Below are 26,713 nucleotides of genomic sequence, written 5' to 3' on the forward strand. Positions count from 1 at the left end.
CTTTATAGTGAGTCGCTTTTTTTATAGGTCTAAAAGTAAGGTGATTAGGAATCCTAAAACTAAGTAGGGAACAAAAGGATGTTCTGATTTTAAATTGTTATAGTGACAGCCGACTAAAATTAAACAAGCGATGATAAGACTATAATTAGCCGTTTCAAATGAGCTGTTAACCCCCATTGCTAAATAAATAAAACTATCGCCTAATCCCATTTTTTTAAAACGAACACTAATTAGTAGTGCCAGTAGTGTTAGTGTACCAATAGTCAAATCAGGTGCAAAAAACTCATACTGACAAAATCCTATAAGAATAGAGGGAATCAGGATAATAGGGTAAATGAACCGCTTATAAGAATCGGTCAAACTGCAAAATAGTAGTGCAAATAACAAATAGAATTGCACAATAGAATGGATGACATAAGTACTCAATAAAGCAAAAAATAAATGACTAGCTAAAGTCAGGTATTTAGATTTGAGATTTAAGTCAAAATCAGGTGTTTTGAAATCTGGCTGAAAAATAAAGTACCAGCTTAGTAAAGTAAAAGAAACTATCGATATTAGTATCACAGCAGTCAACCTCCACAAATAATTACGAAATATTTTTGTTTTTATATTGACGACACACTAAATAAGTGATAGATTTGTATAGGTATTTTATTAGAATATTAACCGTCCAGCGAGCAAAAATGAAACTCCTGGATGTGTGTGTTTAAATTATTAGGAGGATATCTTTTATGCCAACAATTAACCAATTGGTAAGAAAAGGTCGTAAGTCCAAAGTTGCTGGTTCAGATGCACCAGCTTTGAACTACGGTTATAACAGTAAAAAGAAAAAATTAACAGATAACCCTGCACCACAAAAACGTGGGGTTGCTACTCGTGTTGGAACAATGACACCTAAAAAACCTAACTCAGCGTTACGTAAATACGCTCGTGTGCGTTTGTCAAACATGATTGAAGTTACAGCTTACATTCCAGGTATCGGACACAACTTGCAAGAGCATAGTGTTGTCTTAATCCGTGGGGGACGTGTAAAGGACTTGCCAGGGGTTCGTTACCACATCGTTCGTGGTGCGCTTGATACTGCTGGTGTTGACGGACGTAAACAAGGTCGTTCTAAATACGGTGCTAAAAAATAAAACGTAGGAGGAAATTTTAATGCCAAGAAAAGGTAACGTGCCAAAGAGAGACATTTTGCCAGATCCAATCTATAACTCAAAACTTGTTTCTCGCTTAATTAACCAATTAATGATGGATGGTAAACGCGGTAAAGCTTCTACTATCTTATACGATGCATTTAACATCATCAAAGAAACTACTGGTAATGAACCAATGGAAGTCTTTGAAGAAGCAATGAACAACGTTATGCCACTTCTAGAAGTTAAAGCAAGACGTATTGGTGGGGCTAACTACCAAGTTCCTATCGAAGTTCGTCCAGCAAGAAGAACAACTTTAGGTCTTCGTTGGATCGTAAACTACTCAAGATTACGTAACGAACATACAATGGATGAAAGACTAGCAAACGAAATCATGGATGCAGCTAATAATACAGGTGCTTCTGTGAAAAAACGTGAAGACAGTCACAAAATGGCTGAAGCTAACCGTGCGTTCGCTCACTACCGCTGGTAATATAGTCTATTTGTTTTTTAAAAGGAGTAAATTAAATGGCAAACAAACGTGCATTCCCGTTGGATAAAACACGTAATATCGGTATCATGGCCCACATCGATGCTGGTAAAACAACAACTACAGAACGTATCTTGTACTATACAGGACGTATCCACAAAATTGGTGAAACTCACGATGGTGGTTCACAAATGGACTGGATGTCACAAGAACAAGAACGTGGTATCACAATTACATCTGCTGCTACAACAGCTCAATGGCATGATAACCGTATCAACATCATCGATACTCCAGGACACGTTGACTTCACAATCGAAGTTGAACGTTCACTTAGAGTTCTAGATGGTGCGATTACAGTTTTAGATGCGCAATCAGGTGTTGAACCACAAACTGAAAATGTTTGGCGTCAAGCTACAACATATAACGTTCCTCGTCTAGTTTTTGTTAACAAGATGGATAAATTAGGTGCTAACTTTGATTACTCAGTAAGCACATTACATGACCGTCTACAAGCAAATGCTCAACCAATTCAAATGCCAATCGGTGCTGAAGATGACTTTGAAGGTATCATTGACTTGATTGAAATGGAAGCTGATGTTTACAGTGATGAAGATAAACTAGGTACAAAATTTGACAAGGTTGAAATCCCTGCAGATTACTTAGAAGAAGCTCAAAAACGTCGTGCTCAATTGATTGAAGCTATTGCTGATGTTGATGATGAAATCATGGACAAATACCTTGAAGGTGAAGAAATCACAAATGCTGAGCTAAAAGCTGCTATCCGTAAAGCAACTCTTAACTTAGAATTTTACCCAGTTCTTGCTGGTTCAGCCTTCAAAAACAAAGGTGTTCAAATGTTGATGGATGCGGTTGTTGACTACCTACCATCACCACTTGACGTAACACCTTATAAAGCTGAAGATCCAAAAACTGGTGAACATGAAGAACTAATCGCTGGAGATGACAAACCATTTGCTGCGTTAGCCTTCAAGATTGCAACTGACCCATTCGTTGGTCGTTTGACTTTCTTCCGTGTTTACACAGGTACACTTGAAGCTGGTTCATACGTATTAAACGCTTCAAACAACACTCGTGAACGTGTTGGTCGTTTACTACAAATGCACGCTAACCACCGTGAAGAAATTCCTGAAGTATTCTCTGGTGATATCGCTGCTGCTATCGGTCTTAAAGTAACAACAACAGGTGACTCACTAACTGACTTGAAACGTCCATTAATTCTTGAATCAATGGAAATTCCTGATCCAGTTATCCAAGTATCTGTTGAACCTAAATCAAAAGCTGACCGTGACAAATTGGATGTTGCTATCCAGAAACTTTCTGAAGAAGATCCTACATTCCAAGCTGAAACAAACCCAGAAACAGGGGAAACATTGATTGCTGGTATGGGTGAACTTCACTTAGATATCATGGTTGACCGTATGAAACGTGAATTTAACGTTGAAGCTAACGTTGGGGCTCCTCAAGTTGCTTACCGTGAAACATTCACAAAACCTGCTACAGCTCAAGGTAAATTCATTCGTCAATCTGGTGGTAAAGGTCAATATGGTGATGTATGGATCGAATTTACACCAAACGACGAAGGTGCAGGATTTGAATTCGAAGATGCTATCGTTGGTGGGGTTGTTCCTCGTGAATACATCCCTTCAGTTGAACAAGGTCTTAAAGAATCAATGGAAAACGGTGTTCTTGCTGGTTACCCATTGATTGATGTTAAAGCTAAATTGTTCGATGGTTCTTACCACGATGTCGATTCATCTGAATCAGCTTATAAAGTTGCTGCTTCTATCGCATTGAAAGAAGCTGCTAAAAAAGCTGGTGCTGCTGTGCTAGAACCTATCATGAAAGTAGAAGTTATTGCACCTGAAGAATATCTTGGAGATATCATGGGTCAAGTAACTGCTCGTCGTGGTCGTGTTGAAGGTATGAACGCTCGTGGTGGTGCACAAGTTGTTAACGCATTTGTGCCACTTTCAGAAATGTTCGGTTACGCTACAACACTTCGTTCAGGTACACAAGGTCGTGGTACATTTACAATGGTATTTGACCACTACGAACCAGCTCCAAAATCAATTCAAGAAGAAATCATCAAGAAAAACGGTGGGAATACTTCTTCTGACGATGAATAAAAACAATAAAAATCTTTTGCCAAATGGCGAAAGATTTTTTTGTTTATCCCTTGTAATTGGCATTTCCATGCAGTATAATATTATACGTGCTGATTTTGAAGAGGATTGTATAGTCTTCTTTGACTATTAGCAAAATATAGAGCGATGAAGCGGAAGGTTGCGACACACCCGGCTGCATTGCCACAGTGGATGTGTTCGGATAATTTTCGCCGAGCAAGTCATCTTTAAAAAGAGACGAGGAGGTAAAAAAATGGCAGGTCAAAAAATTCGTATCAGATTGAAAGCTTATGAACATAGTATTCTAGATCAATCTGCAGAAAAAATTGTGGAAACAGCAACAAGAACTGGTGCTGAAATCTCAGGTCCAATTCCATTGCCAACAGAACGTAAACTTTTCACAGTTATCCGTTCACCACATAAACACAAAGACTCACGTGAACAATTTGAAATGCGTACACACAAACGCTTAATTGACATCGTGAACCCAACACCTAAAACAGTAGATTCATTAATGAAATTGGATTTACCTAGTGGTGTAGATATCGAAATTAAACTATAATAATTAATAAATAAAATTACGGAGGTGTAAACATGGCCAAAAAAGGAATCTTAGGAAAAAAAGTTGGGATGACACAAGTCTTCACAGAATCTGGTGAATTAGTTCCCGTAACAGTTATCGAAGCTACTCCTAACGTTGTTTTACAAGTTAAAACAATGGAAAGTGATGGTTACGAAGCTGTTCAACTAGGTTACAAAGATCAACGTGACATCTTGTCAAACAAACCAGCTAAAGGTCATGCTGCAAAAGCTAAGACTTCACCTAAGCGCTTCATTAAAGAATATCGTAATGTTGAGCTTAGCGAATATGAAGTAGGCTCAGAAATTACTGTAGAAACATTTACTGAAGGTGACGTTGTAGACGTAACTGGTACAAGTAAAGGTCATGGTTTCCAAGGTGCTATCAAGCGTTGGGGTCAATCGCGTGGACCAGAAACTCACGGTTCAAGATACCACAGACGTTCAGGTACAATGGGATCTATTATCAACCGTGTATTCAAAGGTAAACGTTTACCAGGACGTATGGGTAACAAACAAGTTACAGTTCAAAACTTGGACATCGTAAAAGTTGTTGCTGACAAAAACGTTATCATGATTCGTGGTAATGTTCCTGGTGCCAAAAAATCAACAGTCAGCATCCAAAGTGCTGTAAAGAAAACTAACAAGTAAGAAAGGAGGATAAAAATTGCCTAACGTTAATGTATTAGATCAAACAGGTAAAAATGCAGGTCAACTTGAATTAAATGAACAAATCTTTGGTATTGAACCAAACGAAAGCGTTTTATTTGATGCAGTGATTATGCAACGTGCTTCTTTAAGACAAGGAACACACTCAGTTAGAAACCGTTCTGCCGTACGTGGTGGAGGTAAAAAGCCATGGAGACAAAAAGGAACTGGACGTGCTCGTCAAGGTTCTATCAGATCTCCACAATGGCGTGGTGGTGGTGTTGTATTTGGTCCTACTCCACGTTCATACGCTTACAAATTACCTAAAAAGGTAAGACGTTTAGCTCTTAAATCTGCTCTTTCACAAAAAGTTGCAGGTGAAGACATGGTAGTTGTTGATCAATTATCATTCGACACACCAAAAACAAAAGAATTTGCAAACTTCTTGAACAACGTTAAAGTTGATACAAAAGTTCTTGTAGTTGTTGATTCAGAAAACAAAAACGCTGCTTTATCAGCTCGTAACTTAGAAAACGTTACAATTATTCCTGCTGAAGGTTTAAACATATTGGATATTGTAAATAACCAAAAAATCGTTTTAACTAAAGCTGCTGTACAAAGTATCGAGGAGGTGCTCGCATAATGGAAGCTCGCGATATTATCTTAAGACCCGTTATTACGGAAGCTTCAATGGGCGCAATGGATGCTCGTAAATACACTTTCGACGTTAATGTAAATGCTGACAAGACTCAAGTACGTCGTGCAGTAGAAGAAATCTTTGACGTTAAAGTTCAAAACGTAAACATTATGAATGTTCGCGGTAAACAAAAAAGAGTTGGCCAATATGTGGGAACAACTCGTCGTCGCAGAAAAGCTATCGTAACTTTAACTGCTGACTCAAAAGAAATTACAATTTTCGAAAACTAATCATATAGGAGGTAAGTCAAGTGGCTATCATTAAACACAAACCAACGACAAATGGTAGACGTCATATGACTGGCTCTGATTTTGCTGAAATCACAAAGAAAGCTCCTGAAAGATCTTTGCTTGATTCACAAAGCAGTAAAGCAGGCCGTAACGCACATGGTCATATTACGGTAAGACACCGCGGTGGTGGACATAAACAAAAATACCGTGTCATCGATTTCAAACGTAACAAAGACAATGTAAAAGCAACTGTTAAGGCTATCGAATACGATCCAAACAGATCAGCAAACATTGCACTCGTTGCTTATCATGATGGTGTTAAATCATACATTTTAGCACCTAAAGGTATTAAAGTTGGACAAATCGTTGAATCAGGTGAAAATGCTGATATTAAAGTAGGTAACACATTACCACTTAAAAACATTCCTGATGGAACATTAATCCACAACATTGAAATGAAACCTGGTAAAGGTGGACAACTTGTTCGTTCAGCAGGTACATCTGCTCAAGTTCTTGGACAAGAAGAAAAATACACATTAATCAAACTTAACTCTGGTGAAGTTCGTATGATTCTTTCAGCTTGCCGTGCAACAATCGGTTCAGTTGGTAATGAACAACACGAATTAATCAACATTGGTAAAGCTGGTCGTAAACGCTGGTTAGGTTTCCGTCCTACAGTTCGTGGTTCTGTAATGAACCCTAACGATCACCCTCACGGTGGTGGTGAAGGTCGTGCACCTATCGGACGTCCATCTCCAATGTCACCATGGGGCAAGAAAACTATGGGTGTTAAAACACGTAATAGTAAAGCTAAATCAGAAAAACTTATTATTCGTCATCGTAAAGGCAAATAGTAATAGTTAAACAGTAAGGGAGGTCTAGAAATGAGCCGTAGTATTAAAAAAGGTCCATTTGCTGACGCGCATTTATTGAAAAAGGTCGAAGCTCAAGCTGATCAAGAAAAGAAACAAGTTATTAAAACTTGGTCCCGTCGTTCAACTATTTTTCCAAACTTCATTGGATACACAATAGCTGTCTACGATGGTAGAAAACACGTACCAGTATTCATTTCAGAAGACATGGTAGGACACAAACTAGGTGAATTCGTACCTACAAGAAAATTCCATGGTCATTCAGGAAATGACAAACAAACTCAAGGTAAATAGAAAGGAGAATTCGTCTGATGGCAGATACAGTTACAAGCGCGAAAGCTAAAGTAAGAATGGTTCGTCTTGCACCAAGAAAAGCTCGCTTAGTTGTGGACTTAATTCGTGGAAGAAACGCAGCTGAAGCTTTAGCTATCTTGCAATTCACACCTAAAGCTGGCTCACCTATCGTGGCCAAAGTTTTAAAATCAGCAATTGCAAACGCTGAACATAATTTTGATCTAGAATCTGCAAACCTCTACGTTTCTGAGGCATATGTGAATGAAGGACCTACTTTGAAGAGATTTCGTCCGCGTGCCAAAGGTGCGGCTTCTCCTATTAATAAGAGAACAAGTCACATTACAATTGTAGTTTCAGAAGCTGAATAAAAAATAATAAGGAGGTCAATTTAATGGGTCAAAAAGTTAATCCAATAGGCTTTCGTCTTGGCGTTATCCGCGACTGGGAAGCTAAATGGTACGCTGAAAAAGATTTTGCAAACTTCTTACACGAAGATTTGAAAATCAGAAAATTCATTGAAAAGAAATTAGCAACTGCTTCAGTTTCACAAGTTGAAATTGAACGTGCTGCAAACAAAGTTAACATTTCAATCCACACAGCAAAACCAGGTATGGTTATCGGTAAAGGTGGTTCTGAAGTTGAAGCTTTGAGAAAACAAATTAATGCTTTAACTAACAAACAAGTTCACATTAATATTGTTGAAATCAAAAAACCTGATTTGGATGCAACTCTAGTAGGTGACAGCATTGCTCGTCAACTAGAAGCTCGTGTAGCATTCAGACGTGCACAAAGACAAGCTACTCAAAGATCAATGAGAGCTGGTGCAAAAGGTATTAAAACTCAAATCTCAGGTCGTTTAAATGGTGCTGACATGGCGCGTAAAGAATGGCATACAGAAGGTACAGTTCCTCTTCACACATTAAGAGCAGATATTGATTATGCTTGGGTTGAAGCAGCAACTACCTATGGACAAATCGGTGTTAAAGTATGGGTTTGTCGTGGAGAAGTATTGCCAACACGTAATGAAAGTACAATTAATAAGGACGCGAAAGGAGGAAACTAATCGTGTTAGTTCCTAAACGTGTTAAACACCGTCGTGAATTCCGTGGTAAAATGCGCGGAGCAGCTAAAGGCGGTAAACAAGTAAGTTTCGGTGAATTTGGTTTACAAGCAGTAGACTCTCACTGGATTACAAATAGACAAATCGAAGCAGCACGTATTGCTATGACACGTTACATGAAACGTGGTGGGAAAGTTTGGATTAAAATCTTCCCTCATAAATCATATACTGCAAAAGGTGTTGGAGTACGTATGGGTTCTGGTAAAGGAGCTCCAGCAGGTTGGGTTGCTCCAGTTAAACGAGAAAAAATCTTGTTTGAAATTGGTGGCGTTTCTGAAGAAGTTGCGCGTGAAGCTTTAAGACTTGCATCTCATAAATTACCAATTAGAACCAAGTTCGTAAAACGTGAGGAAGTAGGTGGCGAATCTAATGAAAGCTAATGAAATTAAAGAATTAACCACTGAGCAAATTATTGCTAAAGAAAAGCAATACAAAGAAGAATTGTTCAACTTGCGTTTTCAACAAGCCACAGGGCAACTTGAAAATACAGCTCGCTTAAAGCAAGTTCGCAAAAACATTGCTCGTATCAAAACAATCTTGCGCGAACAAGAATTGAACAATAAATAAGATAATGGAAGGGAGTTATAAACTTGAGCGAAATTAACGAAAGAAATAGTCGTCACGTACACCAAGGACGTGTTGTCTCTGATAAAATGGACAAAACAATCACTGTTGTTGTTGAAACACAAAAGAAACATCCTGTGTATGGCAAACGCGTTAAGTATTCTAAAAAATATTATGCACATGATGAAAACAACGAAGCTAAAGTTGGAGATATTGTTCGTATCATGGAAACCCGACCATTGTCTCGTTCAAAACGTTACCGTTTAGTAGATGTTGTAGAAAAAGCAGTTATTATCTAGTTTCATCTAATCTAAAATAATGCGAATAATCTCTTAGGCGAGAGGAGGAACTCAAGTGATCCAACAAGAAACAAGACTTAAAGTTGCTGATAACTCAGGAGCACGTGAAATTTTAACTATTAAAGTTTTAGGTGGTTCTGGTAGAAAGACTGCCAATATTGGTGATGTTATTGTTGCAACAGTTAAACAAGCAACACCAGGTGGCGTTGTCAAAAAAGGTGACATTGTAAAAGCTGTTATTGTAAGATCTGCATCAGGTGCAAGACGTGCCGACGGATCATACATTAGTTTTGACGAAAACGCAGCAGTTATTATCAACGAAGATAAAAGCCCTCGTGGAACACGTATTTTTGGGCCTGTTGCTCGTGAATTACGTGAAAATGCATTCATGAAAATCGTGTCATTGGCACCTGAAGTTTTATAGAATCTGATTGATAATAGGGAGGTGCGCACATGTTTGTTAAAACAGGCGACAAAGTTAAAGTTATTGCCGGTAAAGATAAAGGCAAAGAAGGTTCAGTCTTAAAAGTTTTAAACAAAGAAGACCGTGTGGTTGTTGAAGGTATTAATATGGTGAAAAAACATAGTAAACCTTCTCAAATGAATCCCCAAGGTGGTATTCAAGATCAAGAAGCACCTATTCACGTTTCAAACGTTATGTTGATTGATCCAGAAAACAACGAAGCAACAAAAGTTAAATTTGAAATCGTAGACGGTAAAAAAGTTCGCGTTTCAAAGAAAACTGGTAAACAATTATAAAATAAGAGAGGAGGACAATAAGTGGCTAATCGTTTAAAAGAAAGATACGTTTCTGAAATTACACCTGCTTTGGTTGAAAAATTCAATTACAAATCAGTTATGCAAGTTCCAAAAATTGAAAAGATTGTTTTGAACATGGGTGTTGGTGATGCAATCACAAACGCTAAAAACCTTGATGATGCTGTTAACGAATTAACATTAATCTCAGGTCAAAAACCTTTGATTACCAAAGCTAAAAAATCAATTGCTGGCTTCCGTTTACGTGAAGGTATGTCAATTGGTGCAAAGGTTACTTTACGTGGTGACCGTATGTATGATTTTCTAGACAAATTAATTAACGTTTCGCTTCCTCGTGTTCGTGATTTCCATGGTGTTAGTGCTAAGTCTTTTGATGGACGTGGTAACTATACATTAGGTATCAAAGAACAACTTATCTTCCCTGAAGTGGATTACGACCAAGTAAATCGTGTTCGTGGATTAGATATTGTTCTTGTAACAACTGCAAATACTGATGAAGAAGCAAGAGAATTATTGACTCAAGTTGGTATGCCTTTTGCTAAATAAGTTTAAGGGAGGTCAATTAATTGGCTAAGAAATCACAAATTGCTAAAAACCATCGTCCAGCTAAGTTTTCAACACAAAGCTACACAAGATGTGAAAGATGTGGACGTCCACATTCTGTTTACCGTAAATTTAAACTATGCCGTGTTTGCTTAAGAGAACTAGCACATAAAGGTCAAATTCCTGGCGTTAGAAAAGCAAGCTGGTAAAAATCTGAAAAAAGGAGGCAGCACATCATGGTCATGACAGATCCAATCGCAGATTACTTGACACGAATCAGAAATGCCAACATGGTAAAACACGATTCATTAGAAGTTCCTGCATCAACAATGAAAAAAGCGATTTCTGAAATTTTGAAGAATGAAGGCTTTATTCGTGATTACGAAGTTATCGAAGATAACAAACAAGGAATTATCAAAGTATTTCTTAAATATGGCAAAAATAACGAACGTGTTATTACTGGCCTAAAACGTATTTCTAAACCTGGTTTAAGAACTTACGTTGGTGCAAACGATGTACCTAAAGTTCTTAACGGATTAGGAACTGCAATTATCTCAACATCAAATGGTGTAATTACTGACAGAGAAGCTCGTGCTAAAAATGTTGGTGGCGAAGTGCTCGCTTACATCTGGTAATTTTTTGAAAGAAAAGGAGGGAAACTCATGAGTCGTACTGGTTATAAAACAATTATTGTACCAGAATCTGTAACAATCACTAAAAATGGTGACGACGTTACAGTTAAAGGACCAAAAGGTGAAGTAACACGCTACTTTGATCCTAAAATTACTTTTGAACAAAAAGATAACGAAATTAATTTTGAACGTCAAAGCGATGACGAAAAAGCACTTCATGGAACAATGCGTGCTAACTTAAACAACATGGTTCTTGGTGTAACTGAAGGTTACTCTAAAGCATTAACTCTTGTTGGGGTTGGGTACCGTGCACAAGCTCAAGGTAAAAAACTAACATTAAACGTTGGTTACTCTCAACCAGTTGAAATGACAATTCCTGAAGGTATCGAAGTTGAAGTGCCTGCAGCAACAGAACTTGTTGTTAAAGGAATCAGCAAACAAGCAGTTGGCCAATTTGCGGCAGAAATTCGTGATACACGTCCTCCAGAACCTTATAAAGGTAAGGGAGTTCGTTACAAAGACGAAATCGTACGTCGTAAAGAAGGTAAAACTGGTAAATAATTAACTTAGAAATTATATGAGGTGATACTGTGATTACTAAACCAGATAAAAACAAAACACGTCAAAGACGCCATAAACGCGTTCGTGGTAAAATTTCTGGAACTGCTGAGCGCCCACGCTTAAGTATTTTCCGTTCAAATAAAAACATCTACGCTCAAGTAATTGATGACGTAGCGGGTGTAACGCTTGCAAGTGCCTCAACTCTTGATAAAGATGTTAAAGATGACGCTACAAAAGTAGAACAAGCTAAACAAGTTGGTGCTTTAGTAGCTAAAAGAGCAAAAGAAGCTAAAATTGAAGCTGTCGTATTTGACCGTGGCGGTTACTTATACCAAGGCCGTATTCAAGAATTAGCTGACGCTGCTCGTGAAAATGGACTACAATTTTAATAAAGAGGAGGTTAACTAAATGGCAAATATCGATCCATCTCGTTTAGAATTAGAAGATCGTCTAGTTAGTATTAATCGAGTAACTAAGGTTGTTAAAGGTGGACGTAGACTTAGATTCGCTGCTATCGTAATTGTAGGGGATAAAGCTGGCCACGTAGGTTTTGGTACTGGTAAAGCTCAAGAAGTTCCTGAAGCAATTAGAAAAGCTGTTGAAGCTGCTAAGAAGAGTTTGATTGAAGTGCCTATGGTTGGTACAACAATTCCTCATGAAATTGTTGGTCAATTTGGTGCTGGAGACATTCTTTTGAAACCTGCTGAAGAAGGTTCTGGAGTTGCTGCAGGTGGTCCTGTTCGTGCCGTTCTTGAACTTGCTGGTGTTGCTGATGTTACAAGTAAGTCACGCGGAAGTAACACACCAATCAACGTTATTCGTGCAACATTAAACGGATTAAGCAACTTAAAAACTAAAGAATCAGTATCTGCACTACGTGGTGTAAATGCTGATACATTACAAGGCTAGGAGGAAGTTATAGATGGCTCAATTAAAAATCACTTTAAAAAGAAGCGCAGCTCATCGTCTTCCAGCCCAAAGAAAAATTGTTAAAGAATTGGGATTAGGTCGCGTAAATAGTTCAGTTATCAAACCTGATAATGACGCTATTAGAGGTGCACTATTCAAAATTTCTCATCTTATTGATGTAGAAGAATATAAAGGTTAATCACAAGGAGGTGCTCGGTTATGAAACTTCACGAATTAAAACCTGCTGAAGGATCAAGAAAAAACCGCAAACGTGTTGGTCGCGGAACTTCATCTGGTGTCGGTAAGACAGCTGGTCGTGGACAAAAAGGTCAATTAGCACGTTCAGGTGGTAAAACACGTATTGGTTTTGAAGGTGGTCAAATGCCATTATTCAGAAGAATGCCAAAACGTGGATTCAAAAACATTAATCGTAAAGAATATGCTGTTGTCAATCTTTCCGATTTAAATCAATTTAAAGAAGGTACAGAAGTAACACCTGCTTTATTAGTAGAATCTGGTTTAGTTAAGAAAGAATTATCTGGTGTTAAACTTCTTGCCAACGGTGATCTTAAAGTTAAATTGACTATTAAGGTTAACAAATACTCTGAAGCTGCAAAATCTGCAGTAGAGGCTGCTGGCGGTTCAATTGAGGTGATCTAATGTTCACCACTTTGAAAAACGCATTTAAAGTAAAAGAAATTCGTTCTAAGATTTTCTTCACATTGTTTATTTTGCTACTATACCGCATTGGGTCACACATTATCGTCCCTGGTGTTAACGCAAGTGCGTTAGCTAATCTAACAAAAAGTGGAACAACAAGTTTAGTTCCAATTTTAGATACAATTAGTGGTGGTGGCTTGGCAAACTACTCCATCTTCTCGATGGGGGTTTCGCCGTATATTACGGCACAAATTGTTGTGCAGCTACTCCAAATGGATATTGTACCTAAATTTGTGGAATGGGGTAAACAAGGTGAAGTTGGCCGTCGAAAGATAAATCAGGTGACAAGATACTTATCAATTGTACTTGCATTTATTCAAAGTATTGGAATCACACTAGGTTTTAATGCGTTAAGTGGCTTAGGTTTAGTTAAATCACAAACTCTATCATCTTATATAACGATTGGTATTATTTTAACAGCGGGAACCATGTTACTAACATGGTTAGGTGAACAGATTACAGATAAAGGTATTGGTAATGGTGTTTCGATGATTATCTTTGCCGGTATTGTGGCAAGATTTCCACAAAGTGCGCACGAGTTGTATCGTGATGCCATTACAAACAACAATCCAGCCGATCGTGGACAAGGCGCACTATTCTTAGTCGCTGTTGTTGTAGCAATTTTGATTATTACGATGATTGTGACATATGTTCAACAAGCTATTCGTAAAGTTCCAATTCGCTATACAAGAAGAGCAACTAGTGGAGGATCAGAAAGTTACCTTCCATTGAAAGTTAACGTTGCTGGTGTTATTCCAGTTATCTTCGCTAGTTCTTTGATTGCCACACCGGCAACGATTTTAGTAGCCTTTCAAAATTCTCATGGTGAAGAAGCATGGTTCAAAATCATGAATAATATCTTCAGCATGCAGACTCTAACAGGAGCTCTAGTTAATACATTATTGATTATATTATTTACTTTCTTCTATGCCTTTGTACAAGTTAACCCTGAAAAAGTGGCTGAAAACTTGCAAAAACAAAGTGCATTTATTCCAGGCGTTTGGCCAGGACAAGAAACACAAAAATATATTTCAAAACTATTAATGAGACTTTCAGTTGTCGGCTCCATCTTCTTAGGATTTATTTCCTTAGTACCGCAACTTGCTTCAAACATTTGGGGACTACCAAGTTCTATTGGACTTGGCGGGACCAGCTTACTGATTGTTATTGGTGTAGCACTTGAAGCAATGCGTCAATTAGATGGATTACTGATGAAACGAAAATATGTTGGATTTATTAGATAGGCTGTTTAAAAATGAAAAATATTATTTTAATGGGGCTTCCGGGTGCTGGTAAAGGTACTCAAGCCGAAATGATTGTAGATAATTATAATATTGCCCACATTTCAACGGGTGATATGTTCCGAGAAGCAATGGCCGAAGGAACCAAGGTAGGACTTGAAGCTAAATCATTTATTGATGCTGGTAACTTGGTTCCAGATGAAGTGACAGCTAAGTTAGTTGAAGAAAGACTTGGCAAAGCTGATACAAATGATGGATATATTTTAGACGGTTTTCCTAGAACAACTGTCCAAGCAGAAATGCTTGAATCAATCACAGCAAATGTCAATAAACCATTGCAAAAAGTAATTAATATTGAAGTTGATCCAAAACTTTTAGTTGAACGTTTATCAGGAAGATTTATTTGTCGAGACTGTGGTGCAACTTATCATAAAGTTTTCAACCCAACAAAAGTTGAAAACACATGTGATCGTTGTGGTGGCCACAACTTTTATCAACGTGAGGATGATAAACCCGAAGTTGTTAAAAAACGTATTGAAGTTAATTTAGAAATGAATACCCCATTAATCGATTTTTATCGTGAAAAAGGGTTACTTGTTTCAATTGATGGAACACGTTCTCGTGATGAAGTTTTTGCTGATATCAATGAAGCTTTAAGTTCTTTGAATTAGTATTTATTGTTCTAAAGTGGTATAATATTTTGCTGTAGTATATCGTGTTAAACAATCAGGAGGAAAATTTTGGCAAAAGATAATGTCATCGAAATTGAAGGTACAGTGGTTGATACTCTTCCTAATGCAATGTTTAAAGTTGAGTTAGAGAATGGGCATACAATTTTAGCTCATGTTTCTGGTAAAATTAGAATGCACTACATTCGTATTTTACCTGGTGACAGAGTGACTGTTGAATTGTCTCCATATGATTTAACTAAAGGCAGAATCACTTATCGTTTTATTAAGTAGTAGATTTAACAACTCAGGAGGTTATCAAGATGAAAGTAAGACCATCTGTTAAACCAATGTGTGAAGATTGTAAAGTAATTAAGAGAAATGGCCGCGTAATGGTTATTTGCTCAAATCCAAAACACAAACAAACTCAAGGATAATAATTTATAAAATACGGAGGTGTTATAATGGCTCGTATTGCTGGTGTTGACTTACCCAGAGATAAAAGAATCGTAGTTGCTTTAACTTACATTTACGGTGTAGGTAATACAACTGCTGCAAAAATCTTAGCTGATGCTGGTGTGTCTGAAGATATTCGTTCTAAAGACCTAACTCCAGATCAAGAAGATAAAATTCGTGCGGAAGTAGATAAAATCCGTGTCGAAGGTGACCTAAGACGTGAAATTAGTTTAAACATTAAACGTCTAAAAGAAATCGGTTCATACCGTGGTATCCGTCACCGTCGTGGTTTACCTGTACGTGGACAAAACACAAAGAACAACGCAAGAACACGTAAAGGTCCAAAAATTGCCATTGCTGGTAAGAAAAAATAAGAACTAATTAAGGAGGGAAATTAATGGCTGTTAAGAAAACTTCTCGTAAACGTCGTAACAAGAAGCATATTGAATCTGGTGTGGCACACGTTCACTCAACATTCAATAATACTTTAGTGATGATTACAGATGTTCAAGGTAACGCTGTTGCCTGGTCTTCTGCAGGATCATTAGGATTTAAAGGTAGTCGTAAATCAACACCATTTGCTGCTCAAATGGCATCTGAAGCTGCTGCTAAACAATCTATGGAACATGGATTGAAGAGTGTTGAAGTTGCAGTTAAAGGTCCAGGTGCTGGACGTGAAGCTGCTATTCGTGCTTTACAAGCAACAGGTTTAGAAGTTACAGCAATTCGCGATGTTACGCCTGTTCCTCATAATGGATCAAGACCACCAAAACGTCGTCGTGTTTAATTATTTGCTGAATAAAGCACTATACGTTTTGAAAGGGGTCCCAATTTATGATTGAATTTGAAAAACCAAGTATAACAACTGTTGAACAAGATAGTAGTTATGGTAAATTTGTTATTGAGCCTTTAGAACGTGGCTATGGAACGACGTTAGGTAATTCATTACGTCGAGTATTGCTAGCTTCTCTACCAGGAAGCGCAGTATCCTATGTCCAAATTGATGGTGTTTTACATGAATTTTCAACGGTTGAAGGCGTTGTTGAAGACGTTACTCAAATCGTTTTGAATTTAAAACAACTTTCATTAAAGTCTCTTTCAGAAGAAACTAAAGTTGTGGAAATTGATGTAGTGGGACCTGCACGCGTAACAGCAGCAGACTTGCAAGTAGATAGCGAAGTTCAAGTATTGAACCCTAGCCAATACATTGCTGAAGTTGCTGAAGGCGGACATTTGCACATGAACGTTGCCATTAAACAAGGTCGCGGTTATGTTTCTGCTGATCAAAACAAAACAGATGATATGCCAATCGGTGTTGTTCCAGTTGACTCATTGTTTTCACCAATTGATCGTGTAAACTATCAAGTGGAAAGCACTCGTGTAGGGCATCGCAATGACTATGATAAATTGACACTTGAAATCTGGTCCAATGGCTCAATTGCACCAAATGATGCACTTAGTTTAGCCGCAAAGATTTTGACAGAACATTTAAATGTCGTTGTTGAAATGTCTGATGAAGCACAACTTACTGATATCATGGCAGAAAAAGAAGAAGCAAAAGAAGAACAAAAGCTTGAAATGACAATTGAAGAGCTTGACTTATCAGTTCGTTCTTACAACTGCTTGAAACGTGCAGGAATTAACACTGTGCAAGACTTATCTGACCGCTCTGAATCAGATATGATGCGTGTTCGTAACTTAGGACGCAAATCATTAGAAGAAGTTAAACAAAAACTATCAGATTTGAATTTATCTTTACGTCAAGAAGACTAAACATAAAAGTGTTAAAGGAGGGAAAGCTATGGGTTACCGTAAATTAGGTCGTAATAGTTCTCAAAGAAAAGCTATGTTGCGTGATTTATCAACTGACTTGTTAATTAATGAACGCATTGTGACAACTGAAACTCGTGCTAAAGAAGTACGTAAAGCAGTTGAAAAAATGATTACTTTAGGTAAACGTGGAGACTTACACGCTCGTCGTCAAGCTGCAGCGTTTGTTCGTAACGAAGTTGCTGACATCCGTGAACAAGAAGAAGATGTAGTTGTACAATCTGCTTTACAAAAGTTATTTAGTGATATTGCACCTCGTTACAAAGAACGTAATGGTGGTTACACTAGAATTTACAAAACTGCACCTCGTCGTGGTGATGGTGCACCAATGGCTATTATTGAATTAGTTTAATAATATCTATTACTTAAAAAACGATCATTTCTTAGATGTGAGAAATAGCGTAATGATGATGGAATTAAATTCCAAGTCTAGCTTAGATAATAATTAAAATTTTATTATCCCATCTTTGAATGATTTTTTTTTTGCTCAAAATTTACTATAATGGAAGCTATAAATAAATAAGTGGGTAAAAATATGAGCAAAAATATTATTGAAGTTAAAAATTTAAGCTACATTTATTCGCAAAATGACAGTCCGACTTTGAAAAATTTTAGCGTTAATATTGCTAAAGATAGTTGGACGTGTATTTTGGGGCATAATGGTAGTGGAAAAAGTACATTAGTTCGATTATTAACTGGGCTGAAAGAACCTGATTCAGATTCAAGTTCACAAATTATAATTAACGGTATTGAAGCAACGGAAGAAAAGTGGTTTGATATTCGTAATGACTTGGGTATTGTTTTTCAAAATCCTGATAACCAATTTGTTGGGGCAACGGTCGAAGGTGACATTGCATTTGGTCTTGAAAATCGCAATATTGATCCTGATGAAATTGAAAATCGTATCCAAGAAGTATTAGCTGTTGTAAACATGTCAGAGTTTAGGAAGATGGAACCGTCTAAACTATCAGGTGGTCAAAAGCAACGTGTCGCAATTGCTGGGATTTTAGCTATTCGACCTAAAATTATTATTTTAGACGAAGCAACGAGCATGTTGGACCCTCAAGGGCGAAACCAGATTCATCAAGTTATTCAAGAAATTAAATCGAAATATCAAGTAACTGTCATTTCAGTGACACATGATATTGAAGAAGCGACCAAAGCAGATGATATTTGCGTATTATCTGATGGCCAGTTAGTTAAACAGGGAACGCCTAAGGAAGTTTTAGCTGATGGCGATTGGTTGAGTGAGATGGGCTTAATGCTGCCATTTGCTAAGCAATTAGCAGTAGAGTTGGGTCAACATGCTATCAAAATCCCGCGTGATATTTTAGATGAAAGTGAGCTAATTGACTACTTATGGAAATTAAATTCGAAAATGTAAGTTATATTTATAGCCAAGGGACTGAACTTGAAAAGTATGGCTTATCTGATATTAATTTTAAGATTCAATCAGCTAGCTTTACAGCGATTGTCGGGCATACGGGAAGTGGAAAGTCGACGTTAATTCATCAGATAAATGCTTTACTAAAGCCATCAAAAGGAAATGTTCGTATTGGAGATGACTTTATAATTAATAACGAAATTACAGGGAAAGGATTAAAGCCGTTACGACAAAAAGTCGGTATGGTCTTTCAATTTCCGGAAAATCAGTTATTTGAGGAAACGGTATTAAAAGATATTATGTTTGGCCCACTTAACTTTGGCTTTAGTAAAAAAGAAGCGGAAGACTCAGCTTATTATTGGCTAGAAAAAGTTGGTCTTGACGTTTCGTTAGCTGATAAATCTCCTTTTGAACTCTCAGGAGGTCAAATGCGACGTGTAGCTATTGCAGGTGTTATGGCTAGCAATCCAGAAGTGTTAATACTTGATGAACCAACAGCTGGGCTTGATCCTGTTGGACAAAAAGAAATTCTGGCATTGTTTAAAGACTATCAACACCAAGGCCACACAGTTGTATTAGTCAGTCATGACATGGATATTGTGGCTAACTATGCTGATGAGGTGTTAGTGCTTGAAGCTGGTCAATTATTACGTCAAGAGGCACCTCAAACGCTTTTTCAAGATGAAAAGTGGCTGCATCAACATGCTTTGAACCAGCCCAAAGTGACTGCGTTTGCACAACAGTTGGCAGCTAAAGGGTTTAAATTTGAGTCAATGCCAATTACAATGGCAGAGTTAGTTGAAGTTTTAACGCCAAAACTAGGTGGAAAGTTGGCTGAAGATGGATAAATTTTTATTAGGACAGTATATTTATGGTAAATCGTATGTACATCGGCTAGATCCACGTGCCAAGTTACTGGCAACATTCGGGTTTATTATTTTAATTTTCTTAGCTAATAATTTTTGGACTTATGGTGTGATTGTGGCTTTTACATTATTTGCGGCCTATATGACAAAAATATCGCCAAAGATTTATTGGCAAGGATTAAAGCCGATGATGTGGTTGATGATATTCACTGTGGCATTGCAAATTCTCTTTACCAGTGGTGGCGACATTTACTTAAAGTGGGGGATATTCACAATCTCGCAGTATGGGATTATCAATAGTATCTTTATACTCGTTCGGCTATCATCAATTATTTTTATGTCGACAATTCTAACGATTACAACGCCACCAATGCTGATTGCTGATGCCTTTGCCTCATTGCTCAAACCATTAAAAAAAGTGAAATTTCCAGTTGATCAATTCTCAATGATTTGTTCAATTGCCTTACGCTTTGTACCTACATTGATGGAAACAGCAACTAAAATCATGAATGCACAACGAGCTAGAGGTGCTAGCTTTAATGATGGTAATATTATTAAACGTGTGAAATCCATTATTCCTATGCTAATTCCGCTATTGATTAATAGTATGAAGATAGCAATTGATTTAGCTGAATCAATGACAGCAAGAAATTACGAACTAGGTCAACCTAGAACACAATTTAGACGATTAAAATGGCATAAGACAGACTTATATGTATTGTATTACTTTGTCCTCTTAACCGTTTTATTACTTGTTTTGAGGAGGTTTTAAGCGTGCCACGTTACAAAATGAAAGTACGCTATGATGGCCATGATTTTCACGGATTTCAACGCCAACCGAACTTAAGAACCGTTCAAGGTGTGATTGAATCCGGACTTAAAAAAATGATGAAAGGTCAAGAAGTGATGACACACGGGTCAGGTCGAACTGATGCCGGCGTTCATTCTTATGGTCAAATCATTCATTTTGATTTCCCAAATGAAATTCCAGCTATTAATATGTTAAAAGCATTAAATAGCTTAATGCCTCTTGATGTAGAGTTTGTGGAATCACAAATTCAAGAAGGGTTTCATAGTCGCTTTGATGCCAAAGCCAAGTGGTACCAATATCGCGTTGATTGTGGTCGTTATACGGATCCTTTCAAGCGTTTTTATACAGGACATTACCCTTATCCACTTGAAGTTGACCGTATCAAAATTGCTTTGAAAGACTTAATAGGTGAGCATGATTTCACAAGCTTTGCAGCAAGTGGCGGTGTAATTGAAGACAAAGTGCGAACTATTTATTATGCTAATGTCACTGAAGATAAGGAAGCCAACGAGTTGGTTTTTGACTTTATTGGAAACGGCTTTTTGTATAATATGGTGCGAATATTAGTTGCGACTGCACTTGAAATTGGAAATAATCGCCGTGATATTCACGACTTTATTCGATTATTTGAAGTTAAAGATAGACAACAAGCACGAGGAACTGCTCCGGCTAGTGGACTTTATTTAAAAGAAGTTTTCTACGATGAAGTTCCCAAAAAATATCGACAAGATCAGTAAATAGAGTTGACATTTTTAAAAATCTATAGTAAATTATTATCTGGTATTGTTTGTCCACGATAAGCCCCGGAAACTTATTGTATTATCAAACATGCGAAGAAACTGGAGGAAAAAACATTGCGTACAACCCCATTAGCTAAACCAGGTGAATTCAACCGTAAATGGTATGTTATCGATGCAAGTGGCGTCTCATTAGGACGTGTTTCAACAGCTGTTGCAACACTTCTAAGAGGTAAAAACAAACCTCAATACACACCAAACGTTGACACTGGTGATAACGTTATTTTAATTAATGCAGAAAAAATTGTTTTGACTGGTAATAAAGCTAGCGATAAGATTTACTACCGTCACAGTAACCACCCAGGTGGATTAAAATCTGTTTCAGCAGGTGAATTATTGGAAAATAATCCACAAAGATTAGTTGAATTATCAGTAAAAGGAATGCTTCCTAAAAATACTTTAGGTCGTCAACAATTCTCAAAATTACACGTCTATGCTGGTTCAGAACACGAAAACCAAGCACAACAACCTGTTGAACTAGACATTCAAACACTAATCTAAGGAGGAACTTATTGTGGCTCAAGTAACATATCTTGGAACTGGTCGTCGTAAGAATTCCGTAGCTCGTGTACGTTTAGTACCTGGCTCAGGTCAAGTTACAGTTAACAACAAAAAAGTTGAAGACTACATTCCATCAGCAATCTTAATTCAAGACTTAAAACAACCTTTAGCAATCACTGAAACTGAAGGTTCATACGATGTATTTGTGAACGTTAACGGTGGTGGATTCTCAGGTCAATCTGGTGCTATCCGTCATGGTATCGCTCGTGCATTGTTACAAATCGACCCAGATTTCCGCGGTCCTTTAAAACGTGCTGGTCTACTAACTCGTGACCCTCGTATGAAAGAACGTAAGAAACCAGGTCTTAAAAAAGCTCGTAAATCAGCACAATTCTCAAAACGTTAATTTGTTGTTTTACACATCAAAAAACACTCTCCATTTGGAGGGTGTTTTTTTTGTTATAATAAAGTTAATTATACTGAGGAGGAATTATTTTTATGCAACGACCAATTAATTTATTATCTTTTTTTGAAGCTATAAATAGCAAAAATATAGATTTAATTAATTCAATGAAGAGGCTAATGAATAACAGTGAGGATAATGATATAAATAGATTTTTAAAAAAAGAAGAATTACAAGCTTTGGGGAAATTATGTGAGATGATGATGTTAAATAATTGTGAGATAAAAAAATATGACAATTATTTTATCGGATATAAACCTATGAATAAAGTAAGTAAAGAATTTGATATGTTAAGATTTAGTGAAAATCAGGTTTTGAATATTGAACTGAAAAGTTCACTTCCTAGATACGGAAAAGAAGCGATTAAGAATCAGTTGATTAAAAACAAATTTTATTTAAGTGTTTTGAAAAAGGAAGTACTTTCATGTACTTATGTAGCTGATACAAACTCTTTTTATCTGTTAACGCAAGATGAAGAACAATTAAAAAAAATAGATGTAGAACAATTAACTGATTTAATTGCTGAAGATTCATTAATGCATAATGAGTTAGAATTTTATACCATGAAAGATTTTATTATTTCTCCATATTCCTCCTCTTTAGAGTTTTTAAATCATCAATATTTCTTAAATGATTCTCAGGAGAGTAAGAAAGCTGAAATATTAGCAAGTTCCGCAAAGAATATAGGGTTGTTAGGAGGCCCTGGAACAGGTAAATCACTGTTGATTTTTGATTTAGCTGTAGAATATAAAAATAGAGGAGAAAAAGTTGCTATTATTTTTACAGGGATATTAAGTCAGGAAGAAATAAGTAATATTCCTGTGGAATTAGAAATTGATATATTTGCTATAAAAGATATATCACCAGATTTATTATTAAATTATGACGTTATTTTGGTAGATGAATCTCAAAGATTATATAAAGATCAATTTAACTTGTTAAAAGATACTGTTAAAAAAACAATTTTTTCAGTAGATCATTCACAGGTTCTTCATCCGAGAGAGGATAAATGCAATATAGAAAATAAATTAATTTCAGATGCTAGTGTAAAAATAGTTAAACTAAAAGAAAAAATAAGGTCAGATAAAGAAATGGGAGATTTCATAAAACTACTGTTTAATTTATCTGCAAGAAATGTAAATCCTCATGATTTTAGACAGATATCGCTTAGTTATTTTAATAAAATATCAACAGCTGAAAATTTTGTTGAAGAGAAGCAAAATAAAGAGGGATGGACTGTTATTGAATTCACCCCATATACTACTACCAGTACAAATGTAATAAAAAAGAAAAAAATATATGATTTATCAAAGTCAACTCATCAAGTAATAGGAAGAGAATTTGATAAGGTAATATTAATGCTAGATAATAAATTTTATAGAAATAAAAATAATAAATTAGATTACAATAGTTTGGCAGAATACTATCCATATCTAGAATTAAATTCTTTATTTGAAAATATAACTAGGGCTAAAAATCAACTGATGATAGTTATTGTTAATAATCCTAATTTGTATATTGATATTCAGAAAAATATTTTATCTTGGAAAAATAATATATTAGCATCACAAAAAAACGATAAAATATATCACAAAAAAACATATAAAACGTGGGATGAAGCTTTTGAAAGTTTTAATAAGATAAAAGATGAATATGATTTATATAAATTAGAGTATCTTGATAAAAAAGATATAGTCAAAGGTTACTATATAAAAAAATAAGTTAAAACTTTTAATAAGTGTATCCAAAGGCTATATACAACAACTGGCAAGTTAAATAATAAAGGAGCATGGCTACAATCAGCCATGCTTCTTTATAATTCTTGTTTAGCAATATCAATTTGATGTTGAACTTGATCAAAGCCAGTACCCCCAAATGAATGACGGTTTTTGACAGCGTGATAGGGATCAAGTTTGTCATAAACTTCAGCTGTGATATGAGGATTAATCGCTTGATAGTCACTTAAAGCAATATCTTGCAAGTAAGTACCATTATGAATACAATCTAATACCAGTTTACCGACAATTTCATGAGCTTCTCTAAAGGGCGTACCTAAGTTAGCTAAGTAATCAGCAAGTTCTGTGGCATTTGAAAAATCTTTTTTTGTTGATTGAGCCATATTGTCATGATTAACAGTCATCGTTTCAATCATGCCTGACATCACTTTTAGACAATGGGTGATGGTGTCAGCACTATCGAACACACTATGTTTATCTTCTTGCATATCTTTGTTGTAGGCAAGAGGAAGCCCCTTCATCGTAGTCAATAACTGCATTAAATTACCGTAGACACGTCCAGTCTTACCCCGAATGAGTTCAGCCATATCGGGGTTTTTCTTTTGGGGCATGATAGAACTACCAGTTGAATAAGTATCAGATAATTCGACAAACTTAAATTCATGACTGCACCACAAAATAATTTCTTCACAAAAGCGAGATAAGTGCATCATCAGTAATGAGCTATTACTCAAAAACTCTAAAATAAAATCACGATCACTAACGGCATCCAAACTGTTGGGATAAACGTCTGCAAAGTCAAGTTCACTAGCGGTCAGTTGACGATTAATAGGGAAGGTTGTCCCAGCAAGAGCGGCACTTCCTAGCGGTGAAATATCAACACGTTTGAGACTTTCAGTAAATCGTTCTTCATCACGTTTAAGCATTTGATAATAAGCCATTAAATGGTGACCAAATGAAATCGGTTGGGCATGTTGTAAGTGAGTATAACCAGGAAGAATCGTTTCAATATTATTTTGAGCTTGGTTAATTAAAACTTTTCTGAACTGATTAATCAAGTTAATCACTTCATGAATCGCATCTTTAACGTACAAGTGAATATCAGTGGCTACTTGGTCATTACGGCTACGAGCTGTATGAAGTTTACCTGCAACAGGACCAATTTCTTCCGTTAGAAAACTTTCAATATTCAAGTGAATATCTTCATTTTCAACTGTGAATTCAAGCAAACCTTGATGAATTTTTTCTTGAACCTGTTTAAGACCAGTTGTAATTTGATTCACCTCATCTGCAGTTAGAATCCCAGTTTCACCTAACATCTTAACGTGTGCTAGACTGCCTGTAATATCTTGATCAGCTAGTTTTTGGTCTACCTGAATTGAAGCACCGAATTCATCAATCCAGTGTTCATTTTTGCCGTCAAAACGACCTCCCCAAAGTTTTTTCATCATAATCACCCTTCATTACTTAATTTAAATTTGCTTTTGTGTTTACTTCTGATTGGACTTTACTTGGTAGTCCCCATAATTTGATGAATCCAACAGCTGCATCTTGGTCAAAAGTATCAGCTGATGTATAAGTCGCCAAGTTTTCATCATAAAGACTATTAGCTGACTGACGGCCTTCGCAGATAATATTACCTTTGTATAATTTAAGACGAACATCACCATTAACGTATTTTTGTGTGCTTTTTAAGAACGCAATTAAAGCATCGGTTAAAGGATTGAACCAAAGACCATCATAGATGATTTGTGATAATTGTTGTTCAATAACAGGTTTGAAGTGAGCTAGTTCACGGACAAAAACTAAATCTTCTAATTCTTTATGGGCCTTAAGTAAAGTCATGGCACCCGGGCATTCGTAAACCTCACGTGACTTAATCCCAACTAGACGGTTTTCAATGTGGTCGATACGACCAATCCCGTGTTTGCCTGCAATATCATTTAACTTCAAGATGAGTTGTGCTAGTGGTAATTCTTCGTGATTAAGTGCAACAGGGATGCCGTTCTCAAATTTAAGTTCGATGGTTTCAGCTTCATCAGGTGCTTCTTCAATAGAATTTGTAATAGCGTAAGCACCTTCAGGAGGTGTTTGCCATGGGTCTTCTAAAATCCCACATTCACAAGCACGGCCCCAAAGGTTTTGATCAATTGAATAAGGATTATCCAAGTTGGCTGGCACAGGAACATTATTTTGAAGGGCATAATCAATTTCTTGTTCACGTGACCATTTCCATTCACGAATAGGAGCAATGATTTTAAGTTTAGGGTCTAATGCGGCGATGGCAACTTCAAAACGAACTTGGTCATTTCCTTTACCAGTGCACCCATGTGCGATAGTGGTTGCATTAGTTTGATGAGCTAATTCAACTAATTTTTTAGAAATGAGTGGACGAGAAAGTGCTGAAACCAGAGGATAAGAATCTTCATAGAAAGTATTTCCCTGTAAGGCAATTAAGGCAAAATCTTGAGCAAATTCTTCACGAGCATCAATTGCATAAGATTCGACTGTACCGACTTGTAAGGCTTTTTGTTTGATTGCTTCAGTATCTTTACCTTCGCCAATATCTAAACAACAAGCAACAACATCGTATCCTTCGTCAGATAACCATTTGATTGCTACAGAAGTATCTAATCCACCAGAATAAGCTAAAATAATTTTTTCTTTTGTCATAATGTAATTCCCCTTTAATTTTTCTTTAATTGATGACTCAATAGTAGCAGTCAAAATTCAGCTAATCAATGATTT

At 36.6% G+C, this 26,713-nt stretch carries 42 protein-coding genes; 39 read left to right on the forward strand and 3 right to left on the reverse strand.

The window, feature by feature from the left end:
- Positions 1 to 21: 21 nt before the first annotated feature.
- Positions 22 to 564 (reverse strand): hypothetical protein, encoded by a 543-nt coding sequence (locus tag R4Y45_RS02440; protein ID WP_339968921.1) that lies wholly within the window; start codon positions 562 to 564, stop codon positions 22 to 24.
- Between the two features lie 167 nt (positions 565 to 731).
- Here R4Y45_RS02440 and rpsL point away from each other — a divergent pair, with 167 nt between their 5' ends.
- The 39 genes from rpsL (at position 732) to R4Y45_RS02635 (ending at position 23,950) form a co-directional block, all read left to right on the forward strand.
- Positions 732 to 1,136: a 30S ribosomal protein S12 gene (rpsL, locus tag R4Y45_RS02445; protein WP_339968923.1), complete on the forward strand. Its 405-nt coding sequence runs from the start codon at positions 732 to 734 to the stop codon at positions 1,134 to 1,136.
- Positions 1,137 to 1,155: 19 nt separating this feature from the next.
- Positions 1,156 to 1,626, forward strand: coding sequence for a 30S ribosomal protein S7 (gene rpsG / locus R4Y45_RS02450; RefSeq protein WP_056974560.1), 471 nt, complete (start codon positions 1,156 to 1,158; stop codon positions 1,624 to 1,626).
- Positions 1,627 to 1,661: 35 nt separating this feature from the next.
- Entirely contained in the window at positions 1,662 to 3,770 is a 2,109-nt protein-coding gene (fusA, locus tag R4Y45_RS02455; protein ID WP_339968926.1) for an elongation factor G, read from the forward strand.
- A gap of 250 nt (positions 3,771 to 4,020) precedes the next feature.
- Entirely contained in the window at positions 4,021 to 4,329 is a 309-nt protein-coding gene (gene rpsJ / locus R4Y45_RS02460; protein ID WP_056974556.1) for a 30S ribosomal protein S10, read from the forward strand.
- Positions 4,330 to 4,361: 32 nt separating this feature from the next.
- A complete protein-coding gene (gene rplC, locus R4Y45_RS02465) occupies positions 4,362 to 4,997 on the forward strand; it encodes a 50S ribosomal protein L3 (protein WP_339968929.1) in 636 nt (211 codons plus the stop codon).
- 16 nt (positions 4,998 to 5,013) lie between these two features.
- The gene (gene rplD, locus R4Y45_RS02470; protein ID WP_339968931.1) at positions 5,014 to 5,637 is read left to right on the forward strand and encodes a 50S ribosomal protein L4; all 624 of its coding nucleotides are present in this window, start codon (positions 5,014 to 5,016) and stop codon (positions 5,635 to 5,637) included.
- Positions 5,637 to 5,921, forward strand: coding sequence for a 50S ribosomal protein L23 (gene rplW, locus R4Y45_RS02475; protein ID WP_056974550.1), 285 nt, complete (start codon positions 5,637 to 5,639; stop codon positions 5,919 to 5,921). The genes rplD and rplW overlap by 1 nt, the downstream gene beginning before the upstream one ends.
- 20 nt (positions 5,922 to 5,941) lie before the next feature.
- The gene (gene rplB, locus R4Y45_RS02480; RefSeq protein WP_339968933.1) at positions 5,942 to 6,775 is read left to right on the forward strand and encodes a 50S ribosomal protein L2; all 834 of its coding nucleotides are present in this window, start codon (positions 5,942 to 5,944) and stop codon (positions 6,773 to 6,775) included.
- Positions 6,776 to 6,805: 30 nt separating this feature from the next.
- Positions 6,806 to 7,087: a 30S ribosomal protein S19 gene (rpsS, locus tag R4Y45_RS02485; RefSeq protein ID WP_339968935.1), complete on the forward strand. Its 282-nt coding sequence runs from the start codon at positions 6,806 to 6,808 to the stop codon at positions 7,085 to 7,087.
- A gap of 17 nt (positions 7,088 to 7,104) precedes the next feature.
- Entirely contained in the window at positions 7,105 to 7,455 is a 351-nt protein-coding gene (rplV, locus tag R4Y45_RS02490; protein WP_056974546.1) for a 50S ribosomal protein L22, read from the forward strand.
- A 23-nt stretch (positions 7,456 to 7,478) separates the two neighbouring features.
- Positions 7,479 to 8,150 carry a 30S ribosomal protein S3 gene (gene rpsC / locus R4Y45_RS02495; RefSeq protein ID WP_339968939.1) on the forward strand — a complete coding sequence of 224 codons (672 nt, stop codon included), beginning with the start codon at positions 7,479 to 7,481 and terminating at the stop codon, positions 8,148 to 8,150.
- A gap of 2 nt (positions 8,151 to 8,152) precedes the next feature.
- Positions 8,153 to 8,587 (forward strand): 50S ribosomal protein L16, encoded by a 435-nt coding sequence (gene rplP, locus R4Y45_RS02500; protein ID WP_339968941.1) that lies wholly within the window; start codon positions 8,153 to 8,155, stop codon positions 8,585 to 8,587.
- Positions 8,577 to 8,774 (forward strand): 50S ribosomal protein L29, encoded by a 198-nt coding sequence (rpmC, locus tag R4Y45_RS02505; protein WP_056974543.1) that lies wholly within the window; start codon positions 8,577 to 8,579, stop codon positions 8,772 to 8,774. Before rplP ends, rpmC begins: the two co-directional genes overlap by 11 nt.
- Before the next feature lie 23 nt (positions 8,775 to 8,797).
- Positions 8,798 to 9,070 carry a 30S ribosomal protein S17 gene (gene rpsQ / locus R4Y45_RS02510; protein ID WP_339968944.1) on the forward strand — a complete coding sequence of 91 codons (273 nt, stop codon included), beginning with the start codon at positions 8,798 to 8,800 and terminating at the stop codon, positions 9,068 to 9,070.
- Between the two features lie 55 nt (positions 9,071 to 9,125).
- Entirely contained in the window at positions 9,126 to 9,494 is a 369-nt protein-coding gene (gene rplN / locus R4Y45_RS02515; RefSeq protein WP_056974542.1) for a 50S ribosomal protein L14, read from the forward strand.
- 29 nt (positions 9,495 to 9,523) lie between these two features.
- Positions 9,524 to 9,829: a 50S ribosomal protein L24 gene (gene rplX, locus R4Y45_RS02520; protein ID WP_339968947.1), complete on the forward strand. Its 306-nt coding sequence runs from the start codon at positions 9,524 to 9,526 to the stop codon at positions 9,827 to 9,829.
- A gap of 21 nt (positions 9,830 to 9,850) precedes the next feature.
- Entirely contained in the window at positions 9,851 to 10,393 is a 543-nt protein-coding gene (rplE, locus tag R4Y45_RS02525) for a 50S ribosomal protein L5 (protein WP_339968949.1), read from the forward strand.
- A 20-nt stretch (positions 10,394 to 10,413) separates the two neighbouring features.
- Positions 10,414 to 10,599 (forward strand): type Z 30S ribosomal protein S14, encoded by a 186-nt coding sequence (locus R4Y45_RS02530; RefSeq protein ID WP_339968951.1) that lies wholly within the window; start codon positions 10,414 to 10,416, stop codon positions 10,597 to 10,599.
- Between the two features lie 27 nt (positions 10,600 to 10,626).
- Positions 10,627 to 11,025, forward strand: a complete 399-nt coding sequence (rpsH, locus tag R4Y45_RS02535) for a 30S ribosomal protein S8 (protein ID WP_339968953.1) — start codon at positions 10,627 to 10,629, stop codon at positions 11,023 to 11,025.
- A gap of 27 nt (positions 11,026 to 11,052) precedes the next feature.
- Positions 11,053 to 11,583 (forward strand): 50S ribosomal protein L6, encoded by a 531-nt coding sequence (gene rplF, locus R4Y45_RS02540; protein ID WP_339968955.1) that lies wholly within the window; start codon positions 11,053 to 11,055, stop codon positions 11,581 to 11,583.
- Between the two features lie 29 nt (positions 11,584 to 11,612).
- The gene (rplR, locus tag R4Y45_RS02545; protein ID WP_339968957.1) at positions 11,613 to 11,972 is read left to right on the forward strand and encodes a 50S ribosomal protein L18; all 360 of its coding nucleotides are present in this window, start codon (positions 11,613 to 11,615) and stop codon (positions 11,970 to 11,972) included.
- 19 nt (positions 11,973 to 11,991) lie between these two features.
- Entirely contained in the window at positions 11,992 to 12,492 is a 501-nt protein-coding gene (rpsE, locus tag R4Y45_RS02550; RefSeq protein ID WP_339968959.1) for a 30S ribosomal protein S5, read from the forward strand.
- 13 nt (positions 12,493 to 12,505) lie between these two features.
- A complete protein-coding gene (gene rpmD / locus R4Y45_RS02555) occupies positions 12,506 to 12,691 on the forward strand; it encodes a 50S ribosomal protein L30 (protein WP_339968961.1) in 186 nt (61 codons plus the stop codon).
- 20 nt (positions 12,692 to 12,711) lie between these two features.
- Positions 12,712 to 13,152: a 50S ribosomal protein L15 gene (gene rplO / locus R4Y45_RS02560; protein WP_339968963.1), complete on the forward strand. Its 441-nt coding sequence runs from the start codon at positions 12,712 to 12,714 to the stop codon at positions 13,150 to 13,152.
- The gene (gene secY, locus R4Y45_RS02565; protein WP_339968965.1) at positions 13,152 to 14,456 is read left to right on the forward strand and encodes a preprotein translocase subunit SecY; all 1,305 of its coding nucleotides are present in this window, start codon (positions 13,152 to 13,154) and stop codon (positions 14,454 to 14,456) included. The genes rplO and secY overlap by 1 nt, the downstream gene beginning before the upstream one ends.
- A gap of 11 nt (positions 14,457 to 14,467) precedes the next feature.
- Complete coding sequence (locus tag R4Y45_RS02570) at positions 14,468 to 15,124, forward strand: adenylate kinase (protein ID WP_339968967.1); 657 nt, start codon at positions 14,468 to 14,470, stop codon at positions 15,122 to 15,124.
- Positions 15,125 to 15,193: 69 nt separating this feature from the next.
- Positions 15,194 to 15,415, forward strand: coding sequence for a translation initiation factor IF-1 (gene infA, locus R4Y45_RS02575; RefSeq protein ID WP_056974530.1), 222 nt, complete (start codon positions 15,194 to 15,196; stop codon positions 15,413 to 15,415).
- 29 nt (positions 15,416 to 15,444) lie between these two features.
- Positions 15,445 to 15,558 (forward strand): 50S ribosomal protein L36, encoded by a 114-nt coding sequence (rpmJ, locus tag R4Y45_RS02580; protein WP_056974529.1) that lies wholly within the window; start codon positions 15,445 to 15,447, stop codon positions 15,556 to 15,558.
- A 27-nt stretch (positions 15,559 to 15,585) separates the two neighbouring features.
- Positions 15,586 to 15,951, forward strand: coding sequence for a 30S ribosomal protein S13 (rpsM, locus tag R4Y45_RS02585; protein ID WP_339968972.1), 366 nt, complete (start codon positions 15,586 to 15,588; stop codon positions 15,949 to 15,951).
- Between the two features lie 23 nt (positions 15,952 to 15,974).
- On the forward strand, positions 15,975 to 16,364 hold the full coding sequence (gene rpsK / locus R4Y45_RS02590) for a 30S ribosomal protein S11 (protein ID WP_339968974.1): 390 nt from the start codon (positions 15,975 to 15,977) through the stop codon (positions 16,362 to 16,364).
- A 47-nt stretch (positions 16,365 to 16,411) separates the two neighbouring features.
- A complete protein-coding gene (locus R4Y45_RS02595) occupies positions 16,412 to 17,350 on the forward strand; it encodes a DNA-directed RNA polymerase subunit alpha (protein WP_339968976.1) in 939 nt (312 codons plus the stop codon).
- A 28-nt stretch (positions 17,351 to 17,378) separates the two neighbouring features.
- Complete coding sequence (rplQ, locus tag R4Y45_RS02600; protein WP_339968978.1) at positions 17,379 to 17,759, forward strand: 50S ribosomal protein L17; 381 nt, start codon at positions 17,379 to 17,381, stop codon at positions 17,757 to 17,759.
- Between the two features lie 183 nt (positions 17,760 to 17,942).
- Positions 17,943 to 18,791, forward strand: a complete 849-nt coding sequence (locus R4Y45_RS02605; protein ID WP_339968980.1) for an energy-coupling factor transporter ATPase — start codon at positions 17,943 to 17,945, stop codon at positions 18,789 to 18,791.
- Positions 18,767 to 19,639: an energy-coupling factor transporter ATPase gene (locus R4Y45_RS02610; protein WP_339968983.1), complete on the forward strand. Its 873-nt coding sequence runs from the start codon at positions 18,767 to 18,769 to the stop codon at positions 19,637 to 19,639. Before R4Y45_RS02605 ends, R4Y45_RS02610 begins: the two co-directional genes overlap by 25 nt.
- The gene (locus R4Y45_RS02615) at positions 19,632 to 20,429 is read left to right on the forward strand and encodes an energy-coupling factor transporter transmembrane component T family protein (RefSeq protein WP_339968985.1); all 798 of its coding nucleotides are present in this window, start codon (positions 19,632 to 19,634) and stop codon (positions 20,427 to 20,429) included. The genes R4Y45_RS02610 and R4Y45_RS02615 overlap by 8 nt, the downstream gene beginning before the upstream one ends.
- Before the next feature lie 17 nt (positions 20,430 to 20,446).
- Positions 20,447 to 21,205 (forward strand): tRNA pseudouridine(38-40) synthase TruA, encoded by a 759-nt coding sequence (gene truA / locus R4Y45_RS02620; protein ID WP_339970242.1) that lies wholly within the window; start codon positions 20,447 to 20,449, stop codon positions 21,203 to 21,205.
- 117 nt (positions 21,206 to 21,322) lie between these two features.
- Positions 21,323 to 21,766 (forward strand): 50S ribosomal protein L13, encoded by a 444-nt coding sequence (gene rplM, locus R4Y45_RS02625; protein WP_339968987.1) that lies wholly within the window; start codon positions 21,323 to 21,325, stop codon positions 21,764 to 21,766.
- Positions 21,767 to 21,779: 13 nt separating this feature from the next.
- Positions 21,780 to 22,172 carry a 30S ribosomal protein S9 gene (gene rpsI / locus R4Y45_RS02630; protein WP_339968990.1) on the forward strand — a complete coding sequence of 131 codons (393 nt, stop codon included), beginning with the start codon at positions 21,780 to 21,782 and terminating at the stop codon, positions 22,170 to 22,172.
- A 92-nt stretch (positions 22,173 to 22,264) separates the two neighbouring features.
- Positions 22,265 to 23,950, forward strand: a complete 1,686-nt coding sequence (locus R4Y45_RS02635; protein WP_339968992.1) for a DNA/RNA helicase domain-containing protein — start codon at positions 22,265 to 22,267, stop codon at positions 23,948 to 23,950.
- Positions 23,951 to 24,042: 92 nt separating this feature from the next.
- On the opposite strand, the gene argH is transcribed toward R4Y45_RS02635, so the two are convergent.
- Together argH and R4Y45_RS02645 are read right to left on the reverse strand one after the other, a co-directional pair.
- Positions 24,043 to 25,413, reverse strand: coding sequence for an argininosuccinate lyase (gene argH, locus R4Y45_RS02640; RefSeq protein WP_339968994.1), 1,371 nt, complete (start codon positions 25,411 to 25,413; stop codon positions 24,043 to 24,045).
- Positions 25,414 to 25,432: 19 nt separating this feature from the next.
- A complete protein-coding gene (locus R4Y45_RS02645) occupies positions 25,433 to 26,638 on the reverse strand; it encodes an argininosuccinate synthase (RefSeq protein ID WP_339968996.1) in 1,206 nt (401 codons plus the stop codon).
- Positions 26,639 to 26,713 lie beyond the last annotated feature (75 nt).

Source organism: Holzapfeliella saturejae (genome assembly GCF_037546065.1).
Taxonomy (GTDB): domain Bacteria; phylum Bacillota; class Bacilli; order Lactobacillales; family Lactobacillaceae; genus Holzapfeliella; species Holzapfeliella saturejae.

Excerpts from the sequence above, each read along its gene's own strand:
- rpsL (WP_339968923.1), top strand. The coding sequence starts at position 732 with ATGCCAACAATTAACCAATTGGTAAGAAAAGGTCGTAAGTCCAAAGTT.
- rpsG (WP_056974560.1), top strand. The coding sequence starts at position 1,156 with ATGCCAAGAAAAGGTAACGTGCCAAAGAGAGACATTTTGCCAGATCCA.
- fusA (WP_339968926.1), top strand. The coding sequence starts at position 1,662 with ATGGCAAACAAACGTGCATTCCCGTTGGATAAAACACGTAATATCGGT.
- rpsJ (WP_056974556.1), top strand. The coding sequence starts at position 4,021 with ATGGCAGGTCAAAAAATTCGTATCAGATTGAAAGCTTATGAACATAGT.
- rplC (WP_339968929.1), top strand. The coding sequence starts at position 4,362 with ATGGCCAAAAAAGGAATCTTAGGAAAAAAAGTTGGGATGACACAAGTC.
- rplW (WP_056974550.1), top strand. The coding sequence starts at position 5,637 with ATGGAAGCTCGCGATATTATCTTAAGACCCGTTATTACGGAAGCTTCA.
- rpsS (WP_339968935.1), top strand. The coding sequence starts at position 6,806 with ATGAGCCGTAGTATTAAAAAAGGTCCATTTGCTGACGCGCATTTATTG.
- rplV (WP_056974546.1), top strand. The coding sequence starts at position 7,105 with ATGGCAGATACAGTTACAAGCGCGAAAGCTAAAGTAAGAATGGTTCGT.
- rpsC (WP_339968939.1), top strand. The coding sequence starts at position 7,479 with ATGGGTCAAAAAGTTAATCCAATAGGCTTTCGTCTTGGCGTTATCCGC.
- rpmC (WP_056974543.1), top strand. The coding sequence starts at position 8,577 with ATGAAAGCTAATGAAATTAAAGAATTAACCACTGAGCAAATTATTGCT.
- rplX (WP_339968947.1), top strand. The coding sequence starts at position 9,524 with ATGTTTGTTAAAACAGGCGACAAAGTTAAAGTTATTGCCGGTAAAGAT.
- rpsH (WP_339968953.1), top strand. The coding sequence starts at position 10,627 with ATGGTCATGACAGATCCAATCGCAGATTACTTGACACGAATCAGAAAT.
- rplF (WP_339968955.1), top strand. The coding sequence starts at position 11,053 with ATGAGTCGTACTGGTTATAAAACAATTATTGTACCAGAATCTGTAACA.
- rpsE (WP_339968959.1), top strand. The coding sequence starts at position 11,992 with ATGGCAAATATCGATCCATCTCGTTTAGAATTAGAAGATCGTCTAGTT.
- rpmD (WP_339968961.1), top strand. The coding sequence starts at position 12,506 with ATGGCTCAATTAAAAATCACTTTAAAAAGAAGCGCAGCTCATCGTCTT.
- rplO (WP_339968963.1), top strand. The coding sequence starts at position 12,712 with ATGAAACTTCACGAATTAAAACCTGCTGAAGGATCAAGAAAAAACCGC.
- secY (WP_339968965.1), top strand. The coding sequence starts at position 13,152 with ATGTTCACCACTTTGAAAAACGCATTTAAAGTAAAAGAAATTCGTTCT.
- R4Y45_RS02570 (WP_339968967.1), top strand. The coding sequence starts at position 14,468 with ATGAAAAATATTATTTTAATGGGGCTTCCGGGTGCTGGTAAAGGTACT.
- rpmJ (WP_056974529.1), top strand. The coding sequence starts at position 15,445 with ATGAAAGTAAGACCATCTGTTAAACCAATGTGTGAAGATTGTAAAGTA.
- rpsM (WP_339968972.1), top strand. The coding sequence starts at position 15,586 with ATGGCTCGTATTGCTGGTGTTGACTTACCCAGAGATAAAAGAATCGTA.
- rpsK (WP_339968974.1), top strand. The coding sequence starts at position 15,975 with ATGGCTGTTAAGAAAACTTCTCGTAAACGTCGTAACAAGAAGCATATT.
- R4Y45_RS02595 (WP_339968976.1), top strand. The coding sequence starts at position 16,412 with ATGATTGAATTTGAAAAACCAAGTATAACAACTGTTGAACAAGATAGT.
- rplQ (WP_339968978.1), top strand. The coding sequence starts at position 17,379 with ATGGGTTACCGTAAATTAGGTCGTAATAGTTCTCAAAGAAAAGCTATG.
- R4Y45_RS02605 (WP_339968980.1), top strand. The coding sequence starts at position 17,943 with ATGAGCAAAAATATTATTGAAGTTAAAAATTTAAGCTACATTTATTCG.
- R4Y45_RS02610 (WP_339968983.1), top strand. The coding sequence starts at position 18,767 with ATGGAAATTAAATTCGAAAATGTAAGTTATATTTATAGCCAAGGGACT.
- R4Y45_RS02615 (WP_339968985.1), top strand. The coding sequence starts at position 19,632 with ATGGATAAATTTTTATTAGGACAGTATATTTATGGTAAATCGTATGTA.
- truA (WP_339970242.1), top strand. The coding sequence starts at position 20,447 with ATGAAAGTACGCTATGATGGCCATGATTTTCACGGATTTCAACGCCAA.
- R4Y45_RS02635 (WP_339968992.1), top strand. The coding sequence starts at position 22,265 with ATGCAACGACCAATTAATTTATTATCTTTTTTTGAAGCTATAAATAGC.
- argH (WP_339968994.1), bottom strand. The coding sequence starts at position 25,413 with ATGAAAAAACTTTGGGGAGGTCGTTTTGACGGCAAAAATGAACACTGG.
- R4Y45_RS02645 (WP_339968996.1), bottom strand. The coding sequence starts at position 26,638 with ATGACAAAAGAAAAAATTATTTTAGCTTATTCTGGTGGATTAGATACT.